22 protein-coding genes are annotated in these 24475 nt (G+C 63.0%); 18 read left to right on the plus strand and 4 right to left on the minus strand.

Annotated elements, in window-relative coordinates:
- The first annotated feature begins 63 nt into the window (after nt 1-63).
- Nucleotides 64-1275 carry an MFS transporter gene (locus AC1DYR_RS01925; protein ID WP_477703600.1) on the plus strand — a complete coding sequence of 404 codons (1212 nt, stop codon included), beginning with the start codon at nt 64-66 and terminating at the stop codon, nt 1273-1275.
- 13 nt (nt 1276-1288) lie between these two features.
- Complete coding sequence (locus AC1DYR_RS01930) at nt 1289-2545, plus strand: SGNH/GDSL hydrolase family protein (RefSeq protein WP_477703601.1); 1257 nt, start codon at nt 1289-1291, stop codon at nt 2543-2545.
- Nucleotides 2546-2555: 10 nt separating this feature from the next.
- On the opposite strand, the gene AC1DYR_RS01935 is transcribed toward AC1DYR_RS01930, so the two are convergent.
- Nucleotides 2556-3278, minus strand: a complete 723-nt coding sequence (locus tag AC1DYR_RS01935; RefSeq protein WP_477703602.1) for a GntR family transcriptional regulator — start codon at nt 3276-3278, stop codon at nt 2556-2558.
- A gap of 99 nt (nt 3279-3377) precedes the next feature.
- Between AC1DYR_RS01935 and AC1DYR_RS01940 the strand changes: the two genes are divergently transcribed.
- Genes AC1DYR_RS01940 through AC1DYR_RS01955 form a run of 4 tightly spaced genes read left to right on the plus strand, consistent with a single transcriptional unit; the run spans nt 3378 to nt 6941 of the window.
- Nucleotides 3378-4790 carry a Rieske 2Fe-2S domain-containing protein gene (locus AC1DYR_RS01940; protein WP_477703603.1) on the plus strand — a complete coding sequence of 471 codons (1413 nt, stop codon included), beginning with the start codon at nt 3378-3380 and terminating at the stop codon, nt 4788-4790.
- A complete protein-coding gene (locus AC1DYR_RS01945) occupies nt 4787-6271 on the plus strand; it encodes a glutamine synthetase family protein (RefSeq protein ID WP_477703604.1) in 1485 nt (494 codons plus the stop codon). The genes AC1DYR_RS01940 and AC1DYR_RS01945 overlap by 4 nt, the downstream gene beginning before the upstream one ends.
- A gap of 9 nt (nt 6272-6280) precedes the next feature.
- Entirely contained in the window at nt 6281-6619 is a 339-nt protein-coding gene (locus AC1DYR_RS01950) for a 2Fe-2S iron-sulfur cluster-binding protein (protein WP_477703605.1), read from the plus strand.
- A gap of 19 nt (nt 6620-6638) precedes the next feature.
- On the plus strand, nt 6639-6941 hold the full coding sequence (locus AC1DYR_RS01955) for an antibiotic biosynthesis monooxygenase family protein (RefSeq protein WP_477703606.1): 303 nt from the start codon (nt 6639-6641) through the stop codon (nt 6939-6941).
- Nucleotides 6942-7033: 92 nt separating this feature from the next.
- Here the strand turns inward: AC1DYR_RS01955 and AC1DYR_RS01960 are convergent, their stop codons facing one another.
- Nucleotides 7034-7477 (minus strand): MarR family winged helix-turn-helix transcriptional regulator, encoded by a 444-nt coding sequence (locus AC1DYR_RS01960; protein ID WP_477646468.1) that lies wholly within the window; start codon nt 7475-7477, stop codon nt 7034-7036.
- Nucleotides 7478-7578: 101 nt separating this feature from the next.
- On the opposite strand from AC1DYR_RS01960, the gene AC1DYR_RS01965 reads away from it, so the two are divergent.
- From AC1DYR_RS01965 to AC1DYR_RS02020, 12 genes are all read left to right on the plus strand, one after another.
- A complete protein-coding gene (locus AC1DYR_RS01965) occupies nt 7579-8772 on the plus strand; it encodes a 3-hydroxybenzoate 6-monooxygenase (protein WP_477703607.1) in 1194 nt (397 codons plus the stop codon).
- A gap of 37 nt (nt 8773-8809) precedes the next feature.
- Nucleotides 8810-9811: a Bug family tripartite tricarboxylate transporter substrate binding protein gene (locus tag AC1DYR_RS01970; RefSeq protein ID WP_477703608.1), complete on the plus strand. Its 1002-nt coding sequence runs from the start codon at nt 8810-8812 to the stop codon at nt 9809-9811.
- Nucleotides 9812-10188: 377 nt separating this feature from the next.
- Entirely contained in the window at nt 10189-11553 is a 1365-nt protein-coding gene (locus AC1DYR_RS01975; RefSeq protein WP_477703609.1) for an FAD-dependent oxidoreductase, read from the plus strand.
- A 36-nt stretch (nt 11554-11589) separates the two neighbouring features.
- Complete coding sequence (gene gtdA / locus AC1DYR_RS01980; RefSeq protein ID WP_477703610.1) at nt 11590-12669, plus strand: gentisate 1,2-dioxygenase; 1080 nt, start codon at nt 11590-11592, stop codon at nt 12667-12669.
- Nucleotides 12666-13361, plus strand: a complete 696-nt coding sequence (locus AC1DYR_RS01985; protein WP_477703611.1) for a fumarylacetoacetate hydrolase family protein — start codon at nt 12666-12668, stop codon at nt 13359-13361. The genes gtdA and AC1DYR_RS01985 overlap by 4 nt, the downstream gene beginning before the upstream one ends.
- Before the next feature lie 192 nt (nt 13362-13553).
- Entirely contained in the window at nt 13554-14063 is a 510-nt protein-coding gene (locus AC1DYR_RS01990) for a TRAP transporter small permease (protein WP_477703612.1), read from the plus strand.
- Nucleotides 14060-15379: a TRAP transporter large permease gene (locus AC1DYR_RS01995; RefSeq protein ID WP_477703613.1), complete on the plus strand. Its 1320-nt coding sequence runs from the start codon at nt 14060-14062 to the stop codon at nt 15377-15379. Before AC1DYR_RS01990 ends, AC1DYR_RS01995 begins: the two co-directional genes overlap by 4 nt.
- Before the next feature lie 81 nt (nt 15380-15460).
- Nucleotides 15461-16513: a TRAP transporter substrate-binding protein gene (locus AC1DYR_RS02000; RefSeq protein ID WP_477703614.1), complete on the plus strand. Its 1053-nt coding sequence runs from the start codon at nt 15461-15463 to the stop codon at nt 16511-16513.
- Nucleotides 16514-16794: 281 nt separating this feature from the next.
- On the plus strand, nt 16795-17763 hold the full coding sequence (locus AC1DYR_RS02005) for an MBL fold metallo-hydrolase (protein ID WP_477703615.1): 969 nt from the start codon (nt 16795-16797) through the stop codon (nt 17761-17763).
- Between the two features lie 132 nt (nt 17764-17895).
- Nucleotides 17896-18450 (plus strand): NUDIX hydrolase, encoded by a 555-nt coding sequence (locus AC1DYR_RS02010; RefSeq protein ID WP_477703616.1) that lies wholly within the window; start codon nt 17896-17898, stop codon nt 18448-18450.
- Between the two features lie 147 nt (nt 18451-18597).
- Nucleotides 18598-19584: a recombination-associated protein RdgC gene (locus AC1DYR_RS02015; RefSeq protein ID WP_477703617.1), complete on the plus strand. Its 987-nt coding sequence runs from the start codon at nt 18598-18600 to the stop codon at nt 19582-19584.
- Nucleotides 19585-19602: 18 nt separating this feature from the next.
- Entirely contained in the window at nt 19603-20310 is a 708-nt protein-coding gene (locus AC1DYR_RS02020; protein WP_477703618.1) for an aspartate/glutamate racemase family protein, read from the plus strand.
- Nucleotides 20311-20320: 10 nt separating this feature from the next.
- Here AC1DYR_RS02020 and AC1DYR_RS02025 read toward each other — a convergent pair whose 3' ends face one another.
- Together AC1DYR_RS02025 and AC1DYR_RS02030 are read right to left on the minus strand one after the other, a co-directional pair.
- Entirely contained in the window at nt 20321-23965 is a 3645-nt protein-coding gene (locus AC1DYR_RS02025) for a molybdopterin cofactor-binding domain-containing protein (RefSeq protein WP_477703619.1), read from the minus strand.
- A complete protein-coding gene (locus tag AC1DYR_RS02030; protein WP_477703620.1) occupies nt 23962-24456 on the minus strand; it encodes a (2Fe-2S)-binding protein in 495 nt (164 codons plus the stop codon). The genes AC1DYR_RS02025 and AC1DYR_RS02030 overlap by 4 nt, the downstream gene beginning before the upstream one ends.
- Nucleotides 24457-24475 lie beyond the last annotated feature (19 nt).

Genomic DNA, 24475 nt, shown 5'->3' on the forward strand with positions numbered 1-24475 from the left:
ACATTCTAGTCAAGATAGAACTTCGTCTCCACACTAAGCACATCCTCTTTTTAGGCGACTTTCATGGATGCGCGCAAATCACTCCCTTCACTCCCTTCAATTCCTTTAGGCCTTCTGGCCCTCACCGCCGGCTCCTTCGGCATCGGGACGACCGAATTTGTCATCATGGGCCTGCTGCTGCAGGTCTCCGCCGACCTGGGCGTCACCATCGCCTCGGCCGGGCTGCTGATTTCCGGCTACGCCCTGGGCGTGGCGGTGGGTGCGCCGGTGCTGACGCTGGCCACCCGCAAGCTGCCGCGCAAAACGGTGTTGCTGGCACTCATGGCCATCTTCACGCTGGGCAACCTGGCTTGTGCGCTGGCGCCGGACTACGGCAGCCTGATGGCGGCCCGCATCATCACGTCGATGGCGCACGGCACTTTCTTTGGCGTGGGCTCCATCGTAGCCACCGGCCTGGTCGCGCCCGAGCGCAAGGCCTCGGCCATCGCCATCATGTTCAGCGGGCTGTCGCTGGCCACCCTGCTCGGCGTGCCCGCTGGCGCCTGGCTGGGACTGCATTACGGCTGGCGCTCCACCTTCTGGGTGGTCACGCTGATCGGCTTGCTCGCCTTTGCGGTGCTGGCTATTTTTGTGCCGCGCAGCGCGGCTGAAAACGGCACCTCGACCATCCGGCAAGAGCTGGCCGGGTTGGCCCGACCGCAGGTGCTGCTGGGCCTGTTGATGACCGTGTTTGGCTTTGCCGGTTTGTTCACGATCTTCACTTACATCCAACCCATCCTGACCCAGGTCACCGGCTTCAGCGAAGCAGCGGTGTCACCCATCCTGCTGGTGTTTGGCGGCGGCTTCTTTGTGGGCAACCTGCTGGGTGGGCGCCTGGCCGACCGCGGGCTGCGGATGTCGCTGCTGGTCACACTGGGTGCGCTGGCGCTGGTGCTGGGTGTGATGGGCTTTGTGCTGCATTCGCCCGTGGCCACCGTGGCGTTTGTCGGCTTGCTGGGCGCGGCTTCCTTTGCCACGGTGGCGCCGTTGCAGATGCGTGTGCTACAGCAAGCGCATGGTGCAGGCCAGAACCTGGCGGCCAGCCTCAACATCGGCGCCTTCAATGTGGGCAATGCGCTGGGCGCCTGGCTGGGCGGTTTGGTCGTGAGCAGTTCCTTCGGCCTGGGCGGCCTGAGCTGGCTGGCCGCGTTGATCACCCTTGCCGGCATCGCGGTTGCGCTGTACAACCTGTCGCGCGACAAGTTCGAGCCGCGCGCCATCCCTGTCACTTGCTGAAAGAACCCTCGCCATGAACACATTTTTCTTTCCAAAGCGGCGCGCGCTGCAAGCCGTTCTTTCATTCGCGCTGCTGTTTACCAGTGCTTTACCGCAGGCGCAGGCCGCTGATGCCGGCGTGTGGATGCCAAGCTGGACGGCCAGCCCCCAGCCCATCTGGAGCAATGACTTTGTGCTGCCGCTGGGCCTTCCCGCCACGCTTCAAGACCAGACCGTACGCCAGACCGTCCGGGCCAGCGTGGGCGGCTCGCGCGTGCGCATTGTGCTGTCGAACGAATACGGCTCGCAGGCCTTGCAAATAGGCGCGGCCCAGATAGCGCCCACTGACGGAGCCGGCAAGGCATTGACCTTTGGCGGCCAGCAAACGGTCACCGTGCCGGCAAGCGCTGTCGTGATGAGCGACCCGGTCGAGATGCCGGTCGCGCCGCTAAGCCAGCTGTCAGTCAGCTTGTACTTTCCGCAAACGACACCCCTGGCCACCATTCACTGGGACGGTCTGCAGCCCGCGCAGATTGCGGCAGGCAATGCCGTGAACGCGAGCGTCCTCAAGGCCGATAGCGTAGTGAACAGCCGTCTCTTTCTAAGCGCTCTGCTGGTGGAGGCCGCACCGGGTACACGCAGCGTGGCAGCATTCGGCGATTCCATCACCGACGGCGCGGCATCAACTCCTGGCACCGACCAGCGGTGGCCGGACTTTCTGGCGCGCTGTCTGGCAAGGCAGAACGTGGCCGTGCTTAATGCCGGCATTTCGGGTGGCCGCGTGCTCAAAAATCACATGGGCTTGAATGCGTTGGCGCGCTTTGACCGCGACGTGCTGAACCAGCCCGGCATCACCAGCGTGGTTCTGCTCATGGGCATCAACGACATCAGTTGGCCTGGCAGCACTCTTGAACCCAAGGAGCCCACCACACAGATCGACGCGCTGATCGCCGGCTACCGGCAGCTGATTGCACGCGCCAAAAGCCGCGGCGTGCGCATCGTCGGCGCCACGCTGACACCCTTTGAGGGCGCGCTGACCATGCCGGGCTCACCGATTGCCAATTACCACAACCCCGCAAAAGACGCCGTGCGACAGCGCATCAACGCGTGGATGCGCAGTGGCGGCGAGTTTGATGCGGTGCTGGATTTCGATGCGGTGGTGCGCGACCCGCAGAACCCGCTGCGCATCCTGCCCGCCTATGACGCGGGCGACCACCTGCACCTGGGTGATGCCGGCAATAAGGCGGTTGCCGAATCCATTGACCTGAAGCTGCTGCTGGGCGAACGCTAAGCCTTAAAACCTAGCCGCCCACCACCAGCCGCAAACCGGGCATCAGGCTTTCGGTTTCAGCCCGCCGCTGCAGCGCCATGCGCATATTCATCTGCGCAACTTCCGTGTGCTCCACCGCCAGCGCCTGCGCACGCGCGCCCTCCCCGGCCTTGAGCGCGGCAAACAGCATGTGGTGCTGGCGGTGCGCGTAGTGCATCCAGTCGCGGTCCTGCTCCAGCGTGGACTGCATGGGCAACATGGCCGAGGCTGACGCGAAGGGGAGCTTGTCGTTCAGTTCAATCGCGCGTTGCAGTGCGCGGTTGCCACTGGCCTCCAGGATGAGCGCGTGGAAGCGGTCGTTCATGGCCGCATAGGCCGCGTAGTTGTCATAGCCCAGCCGGTTGGCCGCCAGCGCCCGGTCGCCTTCATCCAGGCAGGACTGCAAATCGAGCTGCAGCTGGCGCGAAACACCATGCTCGGCCACCAGCCGCGCCGCCATGCCTTCCAGATGGCCGCGCACCGCGATCGCATCGGCCACTTCGCGCGGAGTGAACTGGCGCACCAGGTATTTGCCGGTGTCATTGGCCTCGACCAGCCCTTCCTGCTCCAGCGTGACCAGTGCGGCACGCACCGGTGTGCGCGAGGCGCCCAGGCGCTCGGCCAGTTGCTGCTCGGCTAGGCGCTGGCCGGGCTCAAACTCGCCGCGCAGTATCAGGTCGCGCAACTGCATCAAAACGGTTTCTTGCAAGTTCATGCCAGTGAATGTACACTGAATTTTAATTTCGGTATACCGTTTTTCGGCTAACTGCCAATTCCTGCCAGATTGCCTCCAAAGCCACCTCACAAGGCCGCCATGAACGCTGAACAAAATGAGTTGTTGACCCGCATCACGCCGGGCACGCCCTGCGGCAAGCTGCTGCGCCAGTACTGGCAGCCTGCGGCGCTGGTCGATGAGTTCAACCCGGTGCTGGACCCTCGCATGGCGATCCGTCCGGTCAAGGCGCTCAAACTGTTCGGCCAGGATCTGGTGCTGTTCAAGGACGCCTCCGGCGCATGGGGCCTGCTGGACCGCGACTGCGCACACCGCGGCGCCGACCTGTCGTTTGGCCGGCGCGAAAGCGCGGCGCAAGGCGGCGGCCTGCGCTGCCCTTTTCACGGCTGGAAGTTCGCCACCGACGGCCGCTGCCTGGAAACACCGGCCGAGCCGACAGGCAGCAAGCTGTGCGAACGCATACGCCAGCGCAGCTACCCCGTGATTGAAAAAGCCGGCGTGCTGTTTGCCTGGCTGGGTGACGAGGGCAGCACACCGCCGCCCTTCCCCGCTTTTGACTGCTTTACCGCGCCAGCCACGCACAGCTTTGCCTTCAAGGGTTTGTGGAACGCCAACTGGCTGCAGGCTTTTGAGGTGGGCATCGACCCGGCGCACCCGTCTTTCCTGCACCGCTTTTTGCAGGACAACCCGCTCGACGAAATCGGCCAGAACCCGGCCGGCAAACAGTTTCGAAGCGCCAGCGCCGGCACGAAGGACGGCGAGCAGTGGCCGATGACGCGCATCATGCGCGAGTTCGCCCAGCCCGACATCAGCTTTGAAAACAAGCCCTGGGGCATGCAGCTGACCGCGCTGCGCGCCATGACCGACAAGCTCACCCATGTGCGCGTGACCAACGCGATCTTCCCGTCCACGTTTGTAATTCCGCTGTCGGAAACCATGACCATCACGCAGATGCACGTGCCGATAGACGACACGAACACCTACTGGTACACCTTCTTCACCAGCTTTGCCGGCCCGCTGGACCGCGAAAGCATGCGCGCGCAGCGCCAGCAATTCATCGCCCTGCCCGATTACATCCCCAAAGCCGGCCGCCACAACAACTGGGGCTTTAATGCCGAAGAGCAGATGAGCACCACTTATCTCGGTATGGGCGAAGAAGACATCAATGTGCACGACCAGTGGGCCGTGGAAAGCATGGGCGAAATCCAGGACCGCACACGCGAACACCTCGGCACATCCGACAAGGTCATCATGGCCAACCGGCGCGTGCTGCTCAAGGCGATTGACATGGTGCAGAACGGCGGCGTAGCGCCCGGCATTGCCGACCCCGCGCTGGCCGCAGTGATCACCGGCCCCGATACCGTAGACGGCATCGCGCCCGCCGGCGAATGGTCTGAGTGGTGGCAGCAAACCGCCCGCAGCAAGCGCGAGGGTGCGCCCTGGCTCAACGCCAAGGCCGCCGCCGTCTCACCCAGCGCCGTTACCCAGCCATGAGCAGCTTTTCGGCGCAATGCGGCGTGCACGACGCCGCGAGGCAAGCTGCGCTGGCTGAAGCCGCGCGGCGCATCGAAGCCAGAGGCCTGGAGCTGGTGCGCTTTGCCTGGTGCGACCTGCACGGCATGCTGCGCGGCAAGACACTGGTGGCTTCTGCCGCTGCTGAAGCCATGACAAGCGGCGTGGGCATGGTGAGCACGCTGCTGCTCAAGGACACCGCTGACCGCACCGCCTACAAGGTGTTCGAAGCGGGCGGCGCGGCCGAACTGCCGGGTTTTGAATTTGGCGGCAATGTGATGCTGCTGGCGGATCCGGCCAGCCTCAAGGAATTGCCCTGGGCCGACAAAACCGGCTGGGTGCAATGCCAACCCTGGTTTCCCAATGGCCGCCCTGTGGAGCTCGACACGCGCCGGGTGCTGCAAAGCGCGCTCGCCAAACTGGCGGAGGCCGGCTATGGCATGAAGTGCGGGCTCGAAATCGAATTTCACATTTACCGGATTGCCGATAAGGGCAAGGACTCCCAGCTCGACCCGGAGCTGGCCGCCTGGCCCGGCCTGCCGCCCGAAGTCAGCATGATCCACCCCGGCTACCACCTGCTGTCAGAGCAATGGGTGGACCTGGCCGAAGAACCGCTGCGCATCGTGCAGCGCACAGCGCAGGCGCTGGGCCTGCCGTTGCTGTCGCTGGAAATTGAACTGGGCCCCAGCCAGGTTGAAGCGGTGTTTGACGCGACCGATGCGCTCGCCGCCGCCGACAACATGGTGCTGTTTCGCAGCGCGGTCAAGCAGGTGCTGAGGCGCGCGGGTTACCTCGCCACCTTCATGTGCAGGCCGCCCTTTCCCAACATCATGTCCAGCGGCTGGCATTTGCACCAGTCGCTGGTCGACCTCAAAACCGGCGCCAACCTGTTCAAGCGCAGCAGCCCCGCAACCGCAAGCACGCCCACCGATGCACAGTACACGCTGTCGGAAGTTGGCGAGCAGTACCTCGCCGGCTTGCTGGCGCATGCGCGCGGCATGACGGCGTTTTGCACACCCACCATCAACGGCTTTGGGCGCTTTCGGCCCAACGCCCTGGCGCCGCAATCCATCCTGTGGGGCCGCGACAACCGCGGCGCCATGTTGCGCGTGGTCGGCCAGTGCGATGACAACGGCACGCGCATCGAAAACCGGCTTGGCGAGCCGGCGGCCAATCCGTATCTCTATCTCGCCTCGCAGATTCACGCTGGTCTGGACGGCATCACCCGTGGCCTGAAGGCCCCGCCGGCTACCGATGCACCTTATGGCGCTGCGGCCGAAAAAATCCCGACCAGCCTGGGCGAGGCGCTGGACGCATTGCAAGCCGACACAGCCTTGACGTTGGCCTTTGGCGAGACCTTCGTCAGCTGTCTCACGCGAATCAAGCAAGCCGAAATTACCCGCCATGCCGAAGCCGAAGACAAGGACGACTGGCAGCGCCGCGAGTATTTCAGCCGCATTTAAGATCACTTCATGACCACCATCACTATCAATTTAATAGCAGCAGGCGGAAACACCACGCGGATCAGCGGCAAAATCGGCAAAAGCCTGATGGAAGCGGCCGTCTCGGCCGGCATTGACGACATTGCCGCCGACTGCGGCGGGCTGCTGACCTGCGCCACGTGCCACGTGTACGTGCAGGAGCCTTTTGCCTCCGATGCAAGCAGCTTGCCGCCACCGGACGGTGAAGAACTGGGCATGATCGAATTCACCGCCGCGCCGCGCAGGCCCACCAGCCGGTTGAGCTGCCAGATCAAGCTCACGCCCGCGCTCGACGGATTGACGGTAGAGTTGCCGGCTACCCAGTATTAATTACTTCAGAAAGTTGTCCATGATTCTCGAACTCGCCGACATCCGCATTCACCCGGGCCAGCAAGCCGCTTTTGACGAAGCCATCCAGCGAGGCATCCGCGAAGTCATTTCCAAAGCCAGGGGCTTTCAGGGCTTCAAGGTCAACAAGGGCATTGAAAGCCCCGAACGCTACATCCTGCAGATCTTCTGGGACACACTGGAAAACCACACCGTCGACTTTCGTCAATCGCCCGCCTTTGCCGACTGGCGCGCCATCGTCGGGCCGTTTTTTGCGGGCGCGCCGACGGTGGAGCATTTCGCCCTGGTAGCCAAGTCAGCCTGAGCCTTGGACCAGCGCCTGGCAAACGGGCAGACAATAAAAAAACGGGGCTGACGGCCCCGTTTTTTATTCTCTGCGCGCAGTTCTGATGCCGGCTACCTGGCCGCGTTTTCGTGGCCGCTGATCAGCTTGCCAAGCAACAAGCCGAGCTGCACCCGCTCGTCATCATCCAGCGGGCTCACGATGCGCTGCTGCGCCTTGCTGACCGCACGTTTCATCTGCAGTGCAACTTTTTCCCCTTCTGGCGTCGTCCACAGCAGTTTGCGGCGCTTGTCGGATGGGTCAGCCTCCCGCTTGACCCAGCCTTTGCCCTCCAGCCGCCCGATCACCGAGCCGAAAGTGGCCGGGTCAAAGGCAACGCGGCCCGACAGAGTGATCTGGTCTTCGCCCGGGTCATCCATCAAGGCGTTCAGGATGGCAAACTGCACGGGCGTCGCGTCAAAACCGGCTGTTTCCTCCATGAAGATCGCGACCGCGAGTTGTTGCGCCCGGCGGATCAAGTGCCCGGGAGCCTCGCTGAAGTTAAAGCTTTTTGCCATTTGCCGAGTTTACCGTTCAGGTTTGCGCTCAGGGTATGTACTAGGGACATATATCATAAGCATACTTATCATTGACGAAGCCCCCTGATCCCCTCTCCCATATGTCACATACATCCCCCATCCTCATCTCGGGCGGCGGCATTGGCGGGCTGGCCGCGGCCCTGGTGCTCGCGCAGGACGGGCGCGCCGTGACACTCATGGAGCAAGCGGCGAGTTTTGGCGAGATCGGCGCCGGCATCCAGCTCGGTCCCAATATTTTCCGCATGTTTGACTACCTGGGCCTCACTGAGGCCGTCAACCGTGTGGCGTTCTTTCCCACCGGTCTTGGCATGAACGATGTGCGCACGGGCGAGAAGGTTGTCCGTGTCCCGCTTGGCGACCTGGCCCGCGCCACCTATGGATTTCCTTATGGCGTGATTTACCGCGCCGACCTGCACCAGGTGTTCCTCAATGCCTGCCGGGCCCAGCCCAACATCGCCTTGCGCACCAGCGCCAAGGTGGAGTCGTTTGACCAATCGGAAAGCGGCGTGACCGTACACCTTGCAGGTGGCGAAACCGTTGAAGGCAGCGCGCTGATAGGCGCAGACGGCATCTGGAGCCGCATCCGTGAAGCCGTGGTGGGCGACGGCAAACCCCGCGTGTCGGGCCATATCGCCTACCGCGCCGTGCTCAAGCGCGAAGATGTACCGGCCCATCTGTGGAGCGACGATGTGCTGCTTTGGGGCGGCGAGAAAACCCATCTGGTTCACTACCCACTGCGCCGCGGCGAACTCTTCAACCTGGTGGCGGTTTTTCACAGCAACAAATACGACGAGGGCTGGAACACCTTTGGCGATACGGCAGAGCTGAACGAGCGTTTCGCCGATGCCTGCCCGCAAGTCAAGGAACTGCTGGGAAAAATCGAGACCTGGAAGATGTGGGTGCTGTGCGACCGCGAACCCGTGAAAAACTGGACCGACCGGCGCGTGACGCTGCTGGGTGATGCCGCCCACCCGATGTTGCAATACCTGGCCCAGGGCGCTGGCCAGGCCATTGAAGACGCCGTCGTACTGCGTGAAGCGCTGCGCTTTACCCGCGGCGATGTGCCAAAAGCCTTCCAGAAATACCAGCAAAAGCGCTACCTGCGTACTGGCCGCGTGCAATTGACTGCCCGTTTTTACGGTGATATTTACCATGCGGCCGGTGTTCAACGCGAATTGCGCAACCAGATGTTCCAGAGCGGCACCGAGAGCGCGGGTTTCGCGGGCCTGAAGTGGATGTACGACGGAATCGAGCCGTCAAAACTGTTCCAATGACGGTTTTACGAACCCGTTCCAAGCCTCAGGAATCATCATGAAGCCTCTTTCCATTTCATCTCTTCTACGGCTGGCTGCTACGTTTTTGATAGCTTCATCCGCATGCGCTACCTGGGCTGCGGCCCCAAAAGACTCAAAAAATCCGGCCATCTGGCCGACCCGGCCGCTGCGCATCCTGGTGGGCTTTCCCGGCGGCTCCACACCCGACATGGCCGCACGCACACTGGCCGAACCGCTGAGCCGCGCCCTGGGCCAGCCGGTGATCATTGAGAACAAACCCGGCGCGTCCGGCAACATCGCAGCCGACCAGGTCGCCAAGGCCACCGACGACCACACGCTGGGCGTCGTCATCAATGGCAACCTGACCTCGGCCAAGCTGCTGTATCCCAAGCTTCCCTACGACCCGGCCAAAGACTTCGCGCTGATTTCACTATTGACCACCGCACCACTGGTGTTGGTTGCGCCCGCCAATGAGCCGGGCGGCACTGAATTTTTCGCCGCCGCGCGCCAGGGCGTCAGCCAGTGGAACTACGGCTCGGTCGGCAACGGCTCGGTCGCCCACCTGGGCATGGAGCTGCTCAAAAGCCGCGTGCCCGGCCTCACACCGGTTCACGTGCCCTTTGCCGGCAACCCGCAGGTGGTAACCGCCATGCTGGGCGGCCAGATCCAAATGGCGCTGATCCCGCCCGGCGTGGCCATGCCGCACGTGCGGTCGGGCAAGCTCCGGGCGATTGGCCTGGCCGGTGGACGCTCTTCGCTCGTGCCGGAGGTACCGCCGCTGGCCGACGCCGGCGTGACCAACGTCAACCTCGAAGTGTGGACGGCACTGATCGGCCCGGCGGGCCTCTCCAAAGCCGCCCAGGCCCGGCTGGCACAAGAAGTGCCGCGCATCATCCGCGACGTCGACACACGGCAGAAACTCTTTAACCAGGGCTGGCAGGCAGTGGGCACTTCGCCCGACGGCCTGAAGAGCCGCGTCAAAGATGAAGCCGCCATTTTGGGCGGCATCATCCAGTCGCGCGGTATCAAGCTCGAATAAATGATGCCCCCACAGTCGTTCACTGCGTGTAACTCCTTGCCCCCCGAGGGGGCCGCCCGCCTGTGGCCCGGCAAAGCCTCGGACTTAGCCCCCACGTTCGCCCACTGCGTGTGGCTCTCTGCCCCCCGAGGGGGCCGCACGCCTGTGGCCCGGCAAAGCCGGTTCCACGGCTCATGCTTGGTTAGGAGTTTCATTGGGCACAACCAGTGGGCGCCGCGGGACTGGCTTTGCCAGACCGCAAGCGCCGCCCCCTTGAGGGGGGAACAGGCTACACGTAGTGAGCCTGGACGGGGGCGAGCCAATTTCGCCAGACCGCTGGCGCCGCCCCCTCGAGGGGGGAACGGGCTACACGCAGTGAGCCTGGACGGGGGTGCAACTTGAGCTCGATCACCGAACCCGCACGCACTCTGCCTGTTTATGGCGAGTTTGACGTGGTTGTAATCGGCGGCGGACCTGCCGGCCTGGCCGCCAGCGTCAGCGCCGCGCGGCACGGCGCGCGCACCTTGGTGGTGGAACGCTACGGCTTTCTAGGCGGCATGGGCACAGCCGGCGGCGTCACCAATTTCGCGGGCCTCTACGGTCGCAAAAACGGCCAGATGCAGCAGGTGGTGCGCGGCGTGGCTGACGACCTGCTGCGGCGCATTGACGCGCTGGGCGGCCTGAACGCGCCGCAGGACGGCATGCAGGGCCGTATCCGCGTGCGCTCTTATGACGTGTCGGCCTACAAGTGCGCAGCCGATCAGTTGCTGGTGGCGGCCGGTGTGCAGATTCTTTTTCATGCCTGGGCCTCGGCCGTAGTGATGGAAGGCGACCGCATCAACGCCCTGGTGGTCGAAACCAAATCCGGCCGCCAGGCAATCCGCGCCGCGCGTTTCATCGACTGCTCAGGCGACGCCGATGTGGCGAACTTCGCCGGCGTGCCGTCTGAGCTGGGCGACGGGCACGGCAGCGCACTGTTTCCCTCCACCATGTTTCGCGTCGGCCACGTGGATGCACCCCGCGCGCTGGCGGCTGTGGGCGAATTCAAAGCCATCAACACCTTGATGGCCGAGATCCAGGCGCGTGAGCCAGGCCGCTACAAGTTTCCCCGTGAAGGTGCCATCCTCCGCCCCCAGAAGAACCCGACCGAATGGCGCGCCAACGTCACGCAGATACGCAACGCGCAAGGTACGGCCATGGATGCCACCGACGCGCGGCAACTCAGCGAGGGCGAGCTCGAAGGCCGGCGCCAGATCACCGAATACTTCCGCTTCCTGAAGCAGGAAGTGCCGGGTTTTGCGGATTCGGCCATCGTCGACATCGCGCCGCAGGTCGGCATCCGCGAGACGCGCCGCATCCAAGGGCTGTATGCCTTGAGCGGTGAAGACATCCTTTCATCTGCCCGCTTTGACGATGCCATCGGCATCAATGCCTGGCCGATGGAGCTGCATGCGGATGGCCGGATCGACTGGCAATTTCCGCACAACGTGGATGCGGCTGACGGCCGCGCCTACAACGACCTGCCCTGGCGCATGCTGGTGCCGCAAGGTGTCGCCAACCTGCTGGTGGCCGGCCGCTGCGCCTCGATGACACACGAAGGCCAGTCGGCCGCGCGCGCCAGCGGCGGCTGCTTTGTGATGGGCCAGGCAGCGGGCACGGCAGCGTCCATGCCGGGCGCCGGGCAGGCCTTTGCTGATACCGACGTGAAGCGGTTGCAGCAGCTGCTCACGCGGGACGGTGTGTATTTCGACAACGACCTTTAACCGCCGATCTTTAAACCAGAGACTGGATACCCCACCATGGACATGACGCCCCCACCCGCCCACGGCCAGAGCGCCGAGCGCAAGGCGTTTTACGACGCCATCTCAGCCCACAGCATGACGCCGCTGTGGGAAGTGCTGCACGCGCTGGTGCCGCAATCGCCAAGCACCCCTAGCCAGCCAGCGCTGTGGAAGTACGCCGACGTACGTCCCTTCCTGATGAAGTCGGGCGAACTCATCACGGCCGAAGAGGCCGTGCGCCGTGTGTTGATCCTGGAAAACCCCGGCCTGCGCGGACAGTCCTGCATCACCCAGTCTCTTTATGCGGGCCTGCAGGTCATCATGCCGGGTGAAATAGCGCCCAGCCACCGCCACACACAAAGCGCATTGCGCTTCGTGGTGGAAGGCCATGGCGCTTTCACCGCCGTGGATGGCGAACGCACGCAGATGAAACCCGGCGACTTCATCATCACCCCCAGCTGGACCTGGCACGACCATGGCCACGAAGGCCGTGTCGAATCTGACGCGCCCGTAGTCTGGCTGGACGGCCTGGACATCCCCATGCTGCGTTTCTTTGATGCGGGCTTTGCCGAAAACGGCACGGCCAGGCAACAGGAAGTCACCAAGCCTGAAGGCATCAGCACCCACCGCTACGGCGCCAACATGCTGCCGATGCGGTATGACGCCCCGTTCGGTGAAACCTCGCCCATCTTCAGCTACCCCTACGACCGCACGCGCGAGACCCTGTACCAGCTGGAAATCCATGGCGACACCGACGCCTGGGACGGTGTCAAGCTGCGCTATGTGAACCCCGCCACCGGGGGCTCCCCAATGCTTACCATGGCGACCTTCATGCAACGCCTGCCGGCCGGCTTTGCGGGCAAGCCCTGGCGCCAGACTGACGGGGCCGTGTTCAGCGTGGTCGAGGGGTCGGGTTCCGTCATCATTGAGCGCGACGGGCGCATCTCGACTTTCGAGTTTGGCCCGCGCGACCATTTTGTGATTCCGTCGTGGCACACTGCGCAATTGCGTTCGGCGCACGGTTGTGTGCTGTTCAGTTTTTCAGACCGCCCGGTGCATCAGGCACTGGGCATACACAGAGAAGAAAGGTTGTCATGAGTTTTGTCATCACCCCACCGGCCGCGGTGTCCGTCCCCGTTGTCGGCACCAAAGACCGTTTTCCCGTCCACCGCATTTACTGCGTCGGCCGCAACTATGAAGAGCACGCCAAGGAAATGGGGTTCACCGGGCGCGAGCCACCCTTCTTCTTCCTGAAACCCGCCGACGCCGCCGTGGTGGTGGACGCCGGCGCCACAGGCACCATCCCCTACCCATCGCTTACCAAAAACCTGCACCATGAAATCGAGCTGGTCGTGGCCATTGGCACCGGCGGTAAAAACATCAAGGCGGCCGACGCGCAAAAGCACATCTACGGTTATGCCGTGGGCCTGGACATGACGCGCCGCGACCTGCAGGGCGAAATGAAAAAGCAGGGCCGCCCCTGGTGCATTGGCAAGGCCTATGACCACTCCGCGCCCATCGGCCCCATCACACCCGCCGCGCAGGCCGGCGACGTGACCAACGCAGAGCTCTACATTCAGGTGAACGGCAAGGACCGCCAGCGCAGCAATGTCTCCAAGCTGATCTGGAATATTGCCGAAACCATTGAACACCTGTCGGCAGCATGGGAGCTGCAGCCCGGCGACCTGATTTACACCGGCACGCCCGAAGGCGTCGCGGCCGTGGTTTCGGGCGACACCATGGTCGGCGGTGTGGCGGGGCTGGAAACACTCACCGTCAAAGTCATCTGAACAAGGGGTTAGCAAGCGCATTTCCCGGCGGGGCAGTTGCGCGATAACCGCGCAACTGCTTTAATCACCGCGCAAATACGCCGTGTTACCCGGGGTAACCCGCCTGACTGCTTGCCTCCTCCATTCTGATAATCGGCTTACCCGGTTTTTGGGAGCTCCCAAATACCAAGACCTGCTTTTTGGAGAGCCTTCTTGAAAATCCTGCAGTCCCTTGCGAAATTCTGCGCTGTGCTGGCGGGAGTTCTGCTCACGGTGATCACGCTCATGACCTGTGCCAGCCTGATTGGCCGCAACCTGCTGGGCGCGACCCTTGTCGGCGACTTCGAACTCACCGGTGTGGTCACCGGGGCCGCGATCGCGCTGTTCATGCCCCTTTGCCAGATCAAACGCGGCAACATCATCGTCGACTTCTTCACCGCCAAACTGGGCGAAACCTCGAACGACAGGCTGGACCGTTTCGGTGCGTTGCTGTTGGGCCTGGTGTTTGCCCTGTTGGCCTGGCGCACGGTGCTGGGCGGCCTCAATTCCTACAACACGCACTCTGAAACCCAGATCCTGGGCTTTCCCGAATGGACGGTGTATGCCGCCATGGTTCCGCCCTTTGCGCTGACCTGCGTGATCGGTTTGTACCAATCCGCGTTCGGCTTCGGCGAAGCCCATGCACCGCACAATCCGCTGGACGAGCTGGAGGCGCACGTATGAGCTCCATCACGCTCGCCCTGGTTATTTTCGGCATCATGCTGGCCTTCATGGCCGTGCGCGTGCCTATCGCAGTTGCCATGTTTGCCGCGGGCGCCATCGGTTACGTGATGCAGACCGGCTGGGGGCCGTTTTCCAGCTTCCTCAACACCCAGGCCTTCGCGCGCTTTGCCAGCTACGACCTGTCGGTGATTCCGCTCTTCATCCTGATGGGGCATTTCGCGACGCAGGGCGGCATCAGCCGCGCGCTGTTCGGGTTCGCGGCGGGTGTAATGGGCCGATTCAAAGGCGGTCTGGCCATGGCGTCCATCCTGGCTTGTGCGGCATTCGGCGCCATCTGCGGGTCTTCCGTCGCCACGGCCGCCACCATCACCGGCGTGGCGCTGCCGGAGATGAAACGCCACGGTTATTCAGGCCGGCTTGCCACGGGCACTCTGGCAGCCGGCGGCACCCTGGGCATCCTGATCCCCCCATCGGTGCCGCTGGTGATTTACGCCATCCTCACCGAGCAGAATATCGCCAAGCTGTTTGCGGCGGCCATGGTGCCGGGCATCATCGCGATGTTCGGCTACATGGTGGCCATTGCCATCTACGTTCGGCTGGTGCCCGGACAGGCGCCCGAGGTAGACAACGACAGGCCGCCGATGACGCTGGCCTCCGCGTTGGGCATACTGCCCATCGCCATCATCTTCCTGATCGTCTTCGGCGGTATTTACGGCGGCCTGTTCACGCCGACTGAAGGCGCTGCGGTGGGTGCCGCCGCCACTTTCGTAGCCGCCCTGCTCAAGCGCGAGATCACCTGGGCCAAGTTCAAGCTGTGTTTTTATGCCACGGCGGAAAGCTCGGCCATGATCTTTTTGATCTTCATAGGCGCCGACCTCATGAACTCCGCCCTGGCCCTGACGCAAGTACCTAACCAGCTCGCCGGCGTGGTCGGCGGCTGGGGACTGTCGCCGCTGATGGTTGTCACGGCCATCCTGCTGTTTTACGTGGTGCTGGGGGCAGTGATGGACGAGTTGTCCATGCTGCTGCTGACGATTCCCATCTTTTTCCCCATGGTGATAGGCCTGGATTTCGGCATGGCCAAGGAATCCACCGCGATCTGGTTCGGCATCATGGTGCTGATGACGGTCGGCTTTGGCATGCTGGCGCCGCCGGTGGGGCTGAACGTCTATGTGGTCAACGGCCTGGCCAAAGACGTGCCTATCAGCGAGAGCTACAAAGGCGTCATGCCATTCCTCATCAGCGACACCATCCGCACCACCTTGCTGCTGCTGTTCCCAGGCATATCGCTGTGGCTGGTGAAATACATCAGCTAGGGCCTATGGCTAGGGCTTTCACCGCTTCTCAAACCCATCCGCTTGCCTTAAATTAGTCTAATTGTTTATAGGAGACACGCCATGATTCAGCGACGAACCCTTCTCAAGACCAGCGCCGCCGCAGCCTTGGGCGCACCGGCGCTGTCGGGCCTGGCCCAGCAGGCTGTGACACTGAAGTTCCATACTTTCATGTCGCCCTCATCCAATGTCTGGCTGGCCATGCACAAGCCCTGGATGGACAAGGTCGAAAAAGAATCCGGCGGCCGTATCAAGTTTGAAGGCTATCCGGCCATGCAGCTGGGCGGCACGCCGGTGCAGCTCTACGACCAGGCCAAGGACGGTGTGGTCGACGTGGTGTGGACGCTGCCCGGCAACACGGCCGGCCGCTTCCCGCGGATCGAGGTGTTTGAGCTGCCCTTCATCATGTCCAACGCCGAAGCAACTTCCAAGGCATTTTGGGAATACGTGCAGACGGTCGCGCCGGACGAATTCAAGGACACTCAGGTGCTGGCGCTGCAGGTGCACGGCCCCGGTGTGATCCACACGGTCGACAAGCCCGTCAAGTCGATTGCCGACATGCGCGGCCTCAAGCTGCGCGCGCCGACCCGCCAGGTCACCAAGCTCATGGGCGTGCTGGGCGCCACGCCTGTGGGCATGCCGCTGCCGCAGATTCCCGATGCACTGAGCAAGGGCACCATCACAGGCTGCGTGATTCCCTGGGAAGTCGTGCCTTCGGTCAAGGTCAACGAGCTCACCAAGTTCCACGCCGAGTTCGACCCCGCCGGTGGCAGCCTCTACACCACCACCTTTGTGATGGCCATGAACAAGGCGAAATACAACTCGCTGGCGCCCGATCTCAAGAAGGTCATCGACAACAACTCCGGCATGGCCACCTCGGCCTGGCTGGGCAAGGTGCAGCAGGGCAACGACGTTCCCGGCCGCAAGACCGCCAGTGACCGCGGCAACACGATTTACACCGTGAGCGCGGCCGAAGCCCAGGAATTCCGCCGCAAATCACGCACGGTGGAAGTCGAATGGGTGGAAGACATGAACAAGAAGGGCTTTGACGGCAAGAAACTGCTGGACACGGCGCGCGCCCTGATTGAAAAGCACACCAAGACAACCAAGACTTGATCAATACCCGCGCTGGGTGCGCATTCATGAAACCGGGCGTATGCCCGGTTTTTTTATGCCTCCACCCCATGCTCCTATGCATTTTTGGCCTTCAGCCCAATGAATACGGGCGCAACCAGCTCCTGATTTGATAGCGCGCCGCACCCAGGCAAAACCTGCACGACAGCCGGGTTACTGCAACAGCGGCTTCACTCATGGCGCGCCTGCATAAGAATCCACCCGGCACCCGTATGACGGGTGAGTCCGGTCCATCATTCCCTTTACCCCAAGGAAGTTCTTTCATGTCACGCATTTTGAAAACCCTGGCAGCCACCATCCTGGCCTCAAGCCTGAGCGCTTCTTTCACCCTGCCCGCTTTTGCGGCCGGCCCCATGGTCAAGACCCAGGCGCCCGGCTACTACCGCGTCACACTGGGCGATTTTGAAGTCACCGCCCTGTCGGACGGCACTGTCAAGCTGCCCGTGAAAGACCTGCTCACCAACACAACGCCGGCGAAAGTCGGTGCGGCACTGAAGCGTTCATTTTTACCTGACGCAGTCGAGACTTCAGTCAATGCCTACCTCATCAACACCGGCAGCAAGCTGGTGCTGATCGACACGGGGGCCTCCGGCCTCTTCGGCCCAACCCTGGGCAGCCTGCAAGCCAACCTCAAAGCCGCCGGCTACCAGCCTGAGCAGGTGGACGAGATCTACATCACCCACATGCACCCTGACCACGTGGGGGGCCTGGTGGTCAATGGCGCCATGGCCTTCGCCAACGCCGTGGTGCGCGTGGACAAAGCGGACGCTGATTTCTGGCTGGACGAAGCGAAGATGAACGCGGCGCCCAAAGAATCGCAGGGCTTCTTCCAGGGCGCCATGGCGTCGATCAAGCCCTATGCCGCGGCTGGCAAGCTCAAGACCTTTGAAGATGCCACCGAACTCGTGCCTGGCGTCAAGGCGCAACCAGCCCATGGCCACACCGCCGGCCACAGCGTGTATGTAGTGGAAAGCAAGGGTGAGAAGCTGGTGCTGTGGGGCGACCTGATGCATGTGGCGGCCGTCCAGTTCGACAACCCGGAAGTCACCATCAAGTTTGACTCCGAGTCGCCTCCGGCCGCCAAAGAGCGCGCCAAGGCTTATGCCGATGCTGCAAAAAACGGCCACCTGATCGGCGCGGCGCACATCGCCTTCCCCGGCCTGGGCCATGTGCGCAAGGGCGCGGGCAAGGCTTACACCTGGGTACCGGTGAATTACTCGTCGCTCAAGTAGAAATTATAAGCAAAATAGGCCGACAGCCCAACATTCACATGGTCAGACAGCTATTCTTTTTATAGCACGCAGGCAGGCCTACCGCGCATTGGGGCAAGCCTTTCCCTGCGCAAAGCCGCTACACTTCATCCGATGCTCCGCCTGCCCCTGAATCACTGCCGCGTCTGCGGAACCGCCGTGGCTTACCGCTTGCCGGATGACGGTGATACAAAAGAGCGGGCCGTCTGCCCGGCCTGCAACACCGTCCACTACGAAAACCCCCTCAATGTCGTCGGCACGGTGCCCAGCTGGGGCGAAGACGGCGCGCAGGTGCTGCTCTGCAAACGCAATATCGAACCGCGCCGCGGCAAGTGGACTTTGCCTGCCGGCTTCATGGAACTGGGCGAAACCACTTCGCAGGGCGCGGCCCGGGAGACTGATGAAGAAGCCGGTGCCCAATATGAGATGCTGGGCCTTTTTACGGTCATGAACGTGGTGCGCGTCGGGCAGGTGCACATGTATTACCGGGCTCGGCTTTTGAGCACCGAATTCAACCCGGGCCATGAGACCATGGAAGCCAAACTGTTTACCGAAGCCGAAATTCCCTGGGACGAAATTGCATTCAAGACGGTCAAGCAGACACTGGAGCAGTACTTCGAAGACCGCCGCAAGGGTGCTTACGGCATCCATTCGTTTGATATCGAATGAAGGTTTTCAAGCCCTTGCCGGCCGTTACATTCTGCAGGCAGGGCGCCCGGTAGAATTTCTCTGAATCCGGCTGGTTCTCACCGCGGATTCCCCGCCCCCTCATCGGCCTTCCGGCAGTCTCTTTTTCTAACCTCTTCCCCGGATTTCATGTTCAACACCGCAATTTTTTTCCGCATTGCCGACGATTTTGTGCTTCCTCCGCTGGACGTGCTTGAAGAAATTTTCCAGTCCCACCGTTTCGTGCCCTGCAGCGCAACAGAGCCTGAATCCAGTGGCTGGGTGCCGCCGCGCGGCAACAAAAGCACCGTACTGCTCGAAAGCGTGGGCCGCCAGCTGATCGCCCGCCTCTGCACCGAGCGCCGCCCCGTGCCTTCGTCCGCCATCAAGGCCGCGGTGGAAGAACGCATCGAGAAATACAAGGAAGAAACCGGCCGTGAGCGTGTGGGCGCCAAGATCAAGAAGGAGTTCAAGCAGGAAGTCATGCTGGACCTGCTGCCGCGCGCCTTCACCAAACGCTCGACGACCACGCTCTGGATCGACGTCGTCAACAAATTCCTGGTGGTTGACTCCGGCAACCTCACGGGCGCCGACAAGATCGTGAGTTACCTCGTGGAAGCGCTGAGCGAGGTGCCGGGCGCCCTGCCCGGCCTGAAGGCCAGCCCCGTCCAGACGCAGATGTCGACCGCTGCTGCCATGTCGCATTGGCTGTCGACGCGCGAAGCGCCCTACAACTTCACGGTAGACCGCGACTGCGAGCTCAAGACGCCGGACGACCAGAAATCCACGGTGCGCTACTCGCGCCACACGCTGGAGATCGACGAGGTAGCCCAGCACATTGCCGCCGGCAAACTGCCCACACAGCTGGCGATGACGTGGAACGAGCGCGTGTCTTTTGTGCTGACGGAAACCGCGCAGCTGAAAAAACTCAAGCTGCTCGATGTGGTACTGGACGGCGTTCAGGAAAACGGCAAGGACGACGACGGCTTTGACAGCGATGCGGCCATCATTACCGGTGAGCTGTCTTCGCTGATTCCGGACATGCTGGAGGCGTTGGGCGGGGAACTCGCTGAAGGAGAAGTCACACCGCACCCGGCCACCTCACCTGTTGCCGACCCGGTACCAGAGCCCGCGTAGCAAATACGGAGACAGGTCATGCCCCAACACATCGGTATCGTCGGCTGCTCCGCCGAAGGCGCTGCGCTCTGTTATCAAACCATTTGTGAGGAAGGCGCCAAGGCCCTGGGGCCACATGCCCATCCTGAAGTGTCGATGCATACGCCGTCGCTTTCCGACTACATGGCATGCATTTACCGCAATGACTGGGATGGCGTGGGCGACATCATGCTCGCCTCCGCGCACAAGCTCGCAAAAGCCGGAGCTGACTTTCTTATCTGCCCGGACAACACCATTCACCAGGCTTTTGCTTACGTGCAGAAACGATCCCCCCTGCCCTGGCTTCATATTGCGGAAGTCGTTGCCGAAGAAGCGGCCAGGCGCGGGTTCCGGCGCATCGGCATCACCGGCACGCGATGGCTCGTCGATAGCGAGGTCTATCCCGACAAGCTCGCGGCGCGCGGACTGGAATACCTGCGGCCCGAGGATACGGAGCGCGATGAAATCAACCACATCATCATGGACGAGCTGGTGTGCGGTGTCTTCAAGCCGGAAGCGATCGGGTATTTTCAGAAAGTCGTTGACCGGATGAAAAGCAACGGCTGCGATGCTGTCGTCCTGGGCTGCACGGAAATCCCCCTGATCATGAGTGATTCAAACTCGTCCCTGCCGACTCTGGACTCCACACGCCTGCTGGCGCGCGCGGCGCTTGTCAGGGCGACGCAGGGCCGCGCGGCTTTCGCCTGATTGAAAAGATTCAGTGCTGGCCCGGCGTAGCCCGGAGCCGTGAAACGGTTGCCGGCAAATCCTGCCAGACCGGTTCCGAGGGTGCATAGCGGCCGCGCATATACGCAGCCAGCGCTGCAACCTGGGCATCATCCAGGCTGTGACGAAAAGCCGGCATGAAACCGATGTCTTTGCTCGCCGGCGACTGAATTCCCTCAAGGATCACCCGCACCAGATTGTCGGGCCGCTCGCTGTGCAACTTGCTGTTAAGGGCCAGCGGCACGTTCACCCCCAGCAGTCGCGGGCCGTCGCCGTCGTGATGGCACGATGCGCAAGCGCCACTGAACAGGCGCTGGCCAGGACCCGGCAGGCTGATAGCCGATTGCCGGGCTGACAGTACGACCCGCTCTTTACGCTGGATGCTTTCGGTGTCAGCGATTGGCTCATTAAAAGACATAAGGTAGGTCGCCATTGCACGAATATCTTCTTCGGGCAAGCTGGCCAGTTCCTTGATCACCGGGGCCATCGGGCCTGCTGCGATGCCGTGTTGCGCTGAGTAGCCACCGCGGAGATAGCGGTACAGCTCCGCGGAGGTCCATGGCACTGGCGCGCGAGACAGCGTTGTCAGTGCCGGAGCTTCCCAGCCGTCCACTACAGACCCGCTCAAAAAGGCTTTTCCGCTACGTTCAGCACCCGCGGCGTTACGCGGCGTATGGCAGGCGCCGCAATGGCCCAGGCCGTTGACCAGGTAGGCACCACGATTCCATTCGGCAGTCTGCGCCGGGTCGGCTCGGTAAGGCGCGGGGTCATGAAACAGGGCATTCCATCCAGCCATCAGCGGGCGCACACCAAAGGGAAAGGCCAGCCGCGTGGCCGGCGGTTCTGATCGCACGGGGGGCTGGGCCATCAGGTAGGCATACAGCGCGTTCAGGTCTTCGTCGCTGGTTTTGGCGAACGCGGTATAGGGAAACGCGGGATACAAATAGTGGCCATCGCGGGAAATCCCCTCACGCATGGCGCGCTGGAAGGCGCTGAAGGACCACAAGCCTATGCCGGTGTCCGCATCGGGCGTGAGGTTGGTGGTGACGATCTTTCCGAAAGGCGTATCCATGGCCCTGCCACCGGCGTTGGGGATGCCACCGGGTGCCGTGTGGCACACCACACAATCGCCCGCTGCCGCGAGCTGCCGGCCGCGTTCCAGCGTTGCGGCGGTGTACACGGAGGCGCCGCCTTGCGTCACCGGCGCGATGGCCGACCGGCCACCTGCCAGCGCCCACGCGATGCCCACAACGCCCACTAGCGAGGCGCCTGCGCGGGACCACCAGGCCCTGCGTTTCGGCCATGCCGCGCCCTCAGGTACGGGATTGGGCAACCGGGCCAGAGCTGCCGGGGCGGCCGGCTCGGCCGCGAGCCCTGGATTGAGCGCGGCACGCACCACTTCCGGCGTAAAAGGCGGCTGGCGAAAGCGCACGCCGGTGGCATCAAAAATGGCGTTGGCGATGGCTGCCGTACCCGGCACCGAAGACGACTCTCCGGCGCCAAGCGGTGGCTCACCGGGGCGCGCCATGGTCACGACCTCAATCACCGGCACGTCCCTGAAGTTCAGGACGGGATAGCTTCCCCACTCCAGGCTGGTTACCTGATTTGTTTTGGGCGACACCGTGACCTGCTCCGTGAGTGCACGGCTGGTCGTCTGTACGACGTTGCCATGGATCTGGTGCTGAACCCCGGCAGGGTTGATCAACGTGCCGGCGTCATGCCCCACCACCACACGCCGGACATGCACTTCGCCGGTCTGACGATTCACTTCGACGTCGGCCACCCAGGCCGCCCACGCCGCCCCGAACCCCGGCCATTTGCTGTGCATGTAGCGGGCATACGCAAAGCCCTGGCCGCGCATAACATCCTGTGGATCACCGGGCGCCGCAGGCTGCTGCTGCGGTGCCGTGTGCGCCATCCAGCCAGCGCGCTCAGCCGTGGCGCGCACCAGCTCGGCAGCGCGCGGTTCCTTCAGGTACCGCAGCCGAAACTCCACCGGGTCGACACCCGCTGCTGTTGCCAGTTCGTCGATGTAGGACTCATGCGCGAATGAATTGGGCAGTGCTGAAACACCCCGCAACCATGACGCACGCAACAGCGGCGCCATGTCATTGACGGCGATGCGCATGTTGGCGTAGTCGTAGGGCGGCCGGGCGGTACGGTCGCCCATTTCATAGGCCTGCGCGACCGGTTCGATGGTGCGGGTGAGCAATAGCGCCAGCGTGGGCGCGCCATTCGAAGGGTACGAGGTCTGGAAATCATACGCCGCGACCGACCCGTCGGCATTGAGCCCACCGTTCACCTGCATGAGCTGGGCAGCGCCTTTGGGTTCCCAGGCGTTTTCCTGCTCACGCGTCAGCTGCACACGCACAGGGCTGCCCGCGGCCCGCGAAAGCAGCGCGGCGTCCCCCGCCACGTCGTCAGCGCAGTTTCGCCCGTAGCAGCCTGCCGCCTCCATGCGGATCACATCGATGGCGACATCGGCCAGGCCTGTCAGGCGCGACAGGTCAGCCCGCAGCACGTGGGGGTTTTGGGTTCCTGCCCATACCGTCAGACGCTCCTGCTGCCAATCGGCCACGGCACACGAAGGCCCGAGGGAGCCGTGCATTTGATAGGGCCAGACGTAGTTCCGCGCCAGGGCTTGTGCCGCGCTTGCCATCGCGGTGTCCACGTTGCCGTCATCGACAAGCCTGCGCTGCGTGGCCGGGTTGCTGCGGATCGCCTGCTCAAGGTCGTTCAGGTCGGTGAGACCTGGCCACGGCTTCCAGCAGACTCGCAATTCGCGCAGCGCCTGTTCGGCGTACTCTTCGCGCTCCGCGACAATGCCGACAAAGTCGCGGATCACCACCACGGCGCGGATGCCCGGAATGTGGGCAATCGATGATTCGTCCACCGATTCCAGCGTATTGCCGATGAAGTCGCCGTGGTCCGCCCCGGCATAGGGCGGCCGCACGACGCGGCCGTGCAGCATGCCGGGCACACGCATGTCGTGCACAAATGTCAGTGCCCCGGTGGCCTTGGCCGGGATATCCAGGCGTGCCGCGCTGGTCCCCACCAGGCGGTAGTCGGCAGCATCCTTGACAGGGGTGCCAGGCACCAGTGAGAGATGCGCATGCCCATTTACCAGCAATGCGCCATACGTCACCGATTTATCTTCCTGCCCCATCACCGAAACAACGCCGTCCCGCACGGCGAGCAGGGAAGGATCCACCTGCAGTACGCCGGCGGCACGCGTCACCAGCCACGCGCGTGCCTGCGCCGCCGCGGCCCGCAAAGGGACCGCATGAATCTGGATGGATGCGCTGGCAATCGTCGCACCCTGGTTGGGCGCGCGTGTCGTATCCCCAAGAACCATGTTGACCTGCCCGAGCGCAACATCCAGCTCTTCAGCCACGATCTGCGCCAGGGCCGTCCGGATACCGGTGCCAAGGTCTACATGGCCGTTCAGGGCCGTCACGCTGCCGTCATCCCACACGGCAACCAGTATTTCAACGCCCTCTTGCGGATTGGCGCTGACCAGTGCAGGTTGTCCACGGGCGGGTGGAGGAGCGGGCGGCGGCTCGCGGGTCACCAGCAAGACGCCGCTGGCCGCATGAAAATCGGCGCGTGTCAGGGGCGCATCGGCGCGACGCGTCATGGCGAGTTACCCCGGACAAGGATTTGGCGCGTCAGCTCTGCCGCACGCAGCACAGCCCTCACGATCTCCAAGTGCGTGCCGCAGCGGCAGAGATTGCCTGACAGCTCGCGGCGTATGTCGTCCTCGCCAGGCGCGGGGTTTCGCGCCAGCAATGCGACAGTCATCATGATCATGCCGTTCAGGCAGTAGCCGCACTGGGCGGCCTGCTCTTCTATAAACGCTTGCTGGACCGGATGAAGGGTCGCCGGCGTACCCAGACCCTCAAGGGTGGTGATTTCGCGGCCCGCCACGCCGCACGCCGGAATAACGCAAGCGCGTGCCGCCACACCGTCGACCAGCACGGTGCATGCGCCACACTCTCCCAGACCGCAGCCATACTTCGGGCCATTCAGCGCAAAATCGTTACGCAGCACCGTCAGCAGGCTGGCCTGCTCCGCAACAGGCAGCGTGCGCGTCAGCTGGTTAACGGAAAATGTGACGGTGCAACCCATATCTACCGAACCAAAATGC

It is taken from the genome of Polaromonas sp. P1_F9, assembly GCF_056405615.1.

Excerpts from the sequence above, each read along its gene's own strand:
- AC1DYR_RS01925 (WP_477703600.1), top strand. The coding sequence starts at position 64 with ATGGATGCGCGCAAATCACTCCCTTCACTCCCTTCAATTCCTTTAGGC.
- AC1DYR_RS01930 (WP_477703601.1), top strand. The coding sequence starts at position 1,289 with ATGAACACATTTTTCTTTCCAAAGCGGCGCGCGCTGCAAGCCGTTCTT.
- AC1DYR_RS01935 (WP_477703602.1), bottom strand. The coding sequence starts at position 3,278 with ATGAACTTGCAAGAAACCGTTTTGATGCAGTTGCGCGACCTGATACTG.
- AC1DYR_RS01940 (WP_477703603.1), top strand. The coding sequence starts at position 3,378 with ATGAACGCTGAACAAAATGAGTTGTTGACCCGCATCACGCCGGGCACG.
- AC1DYR_RS01945 (WP_477703604.1), top strand. The coding sequence starts at position 4,787 with ATGAGCAGCTTTTCGGCGCAATGCGGCGTGCACGACGCCGCGAGGCAA.
- AC1DYR_RS01950 (WP_477703605.1), top strand. The coding sequence starts at position 6,281 with ATGACCACCATCACTATCAATTTAATAGCAGCAGGCGGAAACACCACG.
- AC1DYR_RS01955 (WP_477703606.1), top strand. The coding sequence starts at position 6,639 with ATGATTCTCGAACTCGCCGACATCCGCATTCACCCGGGCCAGCAAGCC.
- AC1DYR_RS01960 (WP_477646468.1), bottom strand. The coding sequence starts at position 7,477 with ATGGCAAAAAGCTTTAACTTCAGCGAGGCTCCCGGGCACTTGATCCGC.
- AC1DYR_RS01965 (WP_477703607.1), top strand. The coding sequence starts at position 7,579 with ATGTCACATACATCCCCCATCCTCATCTCGGGCGGCGGCATTGGCGGG.
- AC1DYR_RS01970 (WP_477703608.1), top strand. The coding sequence starts at position 8,810 with ATGAAGCCTCTTTCCATTTCATCTCTTCTACGGCTGGCTGCTACGTTT.
- gtdA (WP_477703610.1), top strand. The coding sequence starts at position 11,590 with ATGGACATGACGCCCCCACCCGCCCACGGCCAGAGCGCCGAGCGCAAG.
- AC1DYR_RS01985 (WP_477703611.1), top strand. The coding sequence starts at position 12,666 with ATGAGTTTTGTCATCACCCCACCGGCCGCGGTGTCCGTCCCCGTTGTC.
- AC1DYR_RS01995 (WP_477703613.1), top strand. The coding sequence starts at position 14,060 with ATGAGCTCCATCACGCTCGCCCTGGTTATTTTCGGCATCATGCTGGCC.
- AC1DYR_RS02000 (WP_477703614.1), top strand. The coding sequence starts at position 15,461 with ATGATTCAGCGACGAACCCTTCTCAAGACCAGCGCCGCCGCAGCCTTG.
- AC1DYR_RS02005 (WP_477703615.1), top strand. The coding sequence starts at position 16,795 with ATGTCACGCATTTTGAAAACCCTGGCAGCCACCATCCTGGCCTCAAGC.
- AC1DYR_RS02010 (WP_477703616.1), top strand. The coding sequence starts at position 17,896 with ATGCTCCGCCTGCCCCTGAATCACTGCCGCGTCTGCGGAACCGCCGTG.
- AC1DYR_RS02015 (WP_477703617.1), top strand. The coding sequence starts at position 18,598 with ATGTTCAACACCGCAATTTTTTTCCGCATTGCCGACGATTTTGTGCTT.
- AC1DYR_RS02020 (WP_477703618.1), top strand. The coding sequence starts at position 19,603 with ATGCCCCAACACATCGGTATCGTCGGCTGCTCCGCCGAAGGCGCTGCG.
- AC1DYR_RS02025 (WP_477703619.1), bottom strand. The coding sequence starts at position 23,965 with ATGACGCGTCGCGCCGATGCGCCCCTGACACGCGCCGATTTTCATGCG.
- AC1DYR_RS02030 (WP_477703620.1), bottom strand. The coding sequence starts at position 24,456 with ATGGGTTGCACCGTCACATTTTCCGTTAACCAGCTGACGCGCACGCTG.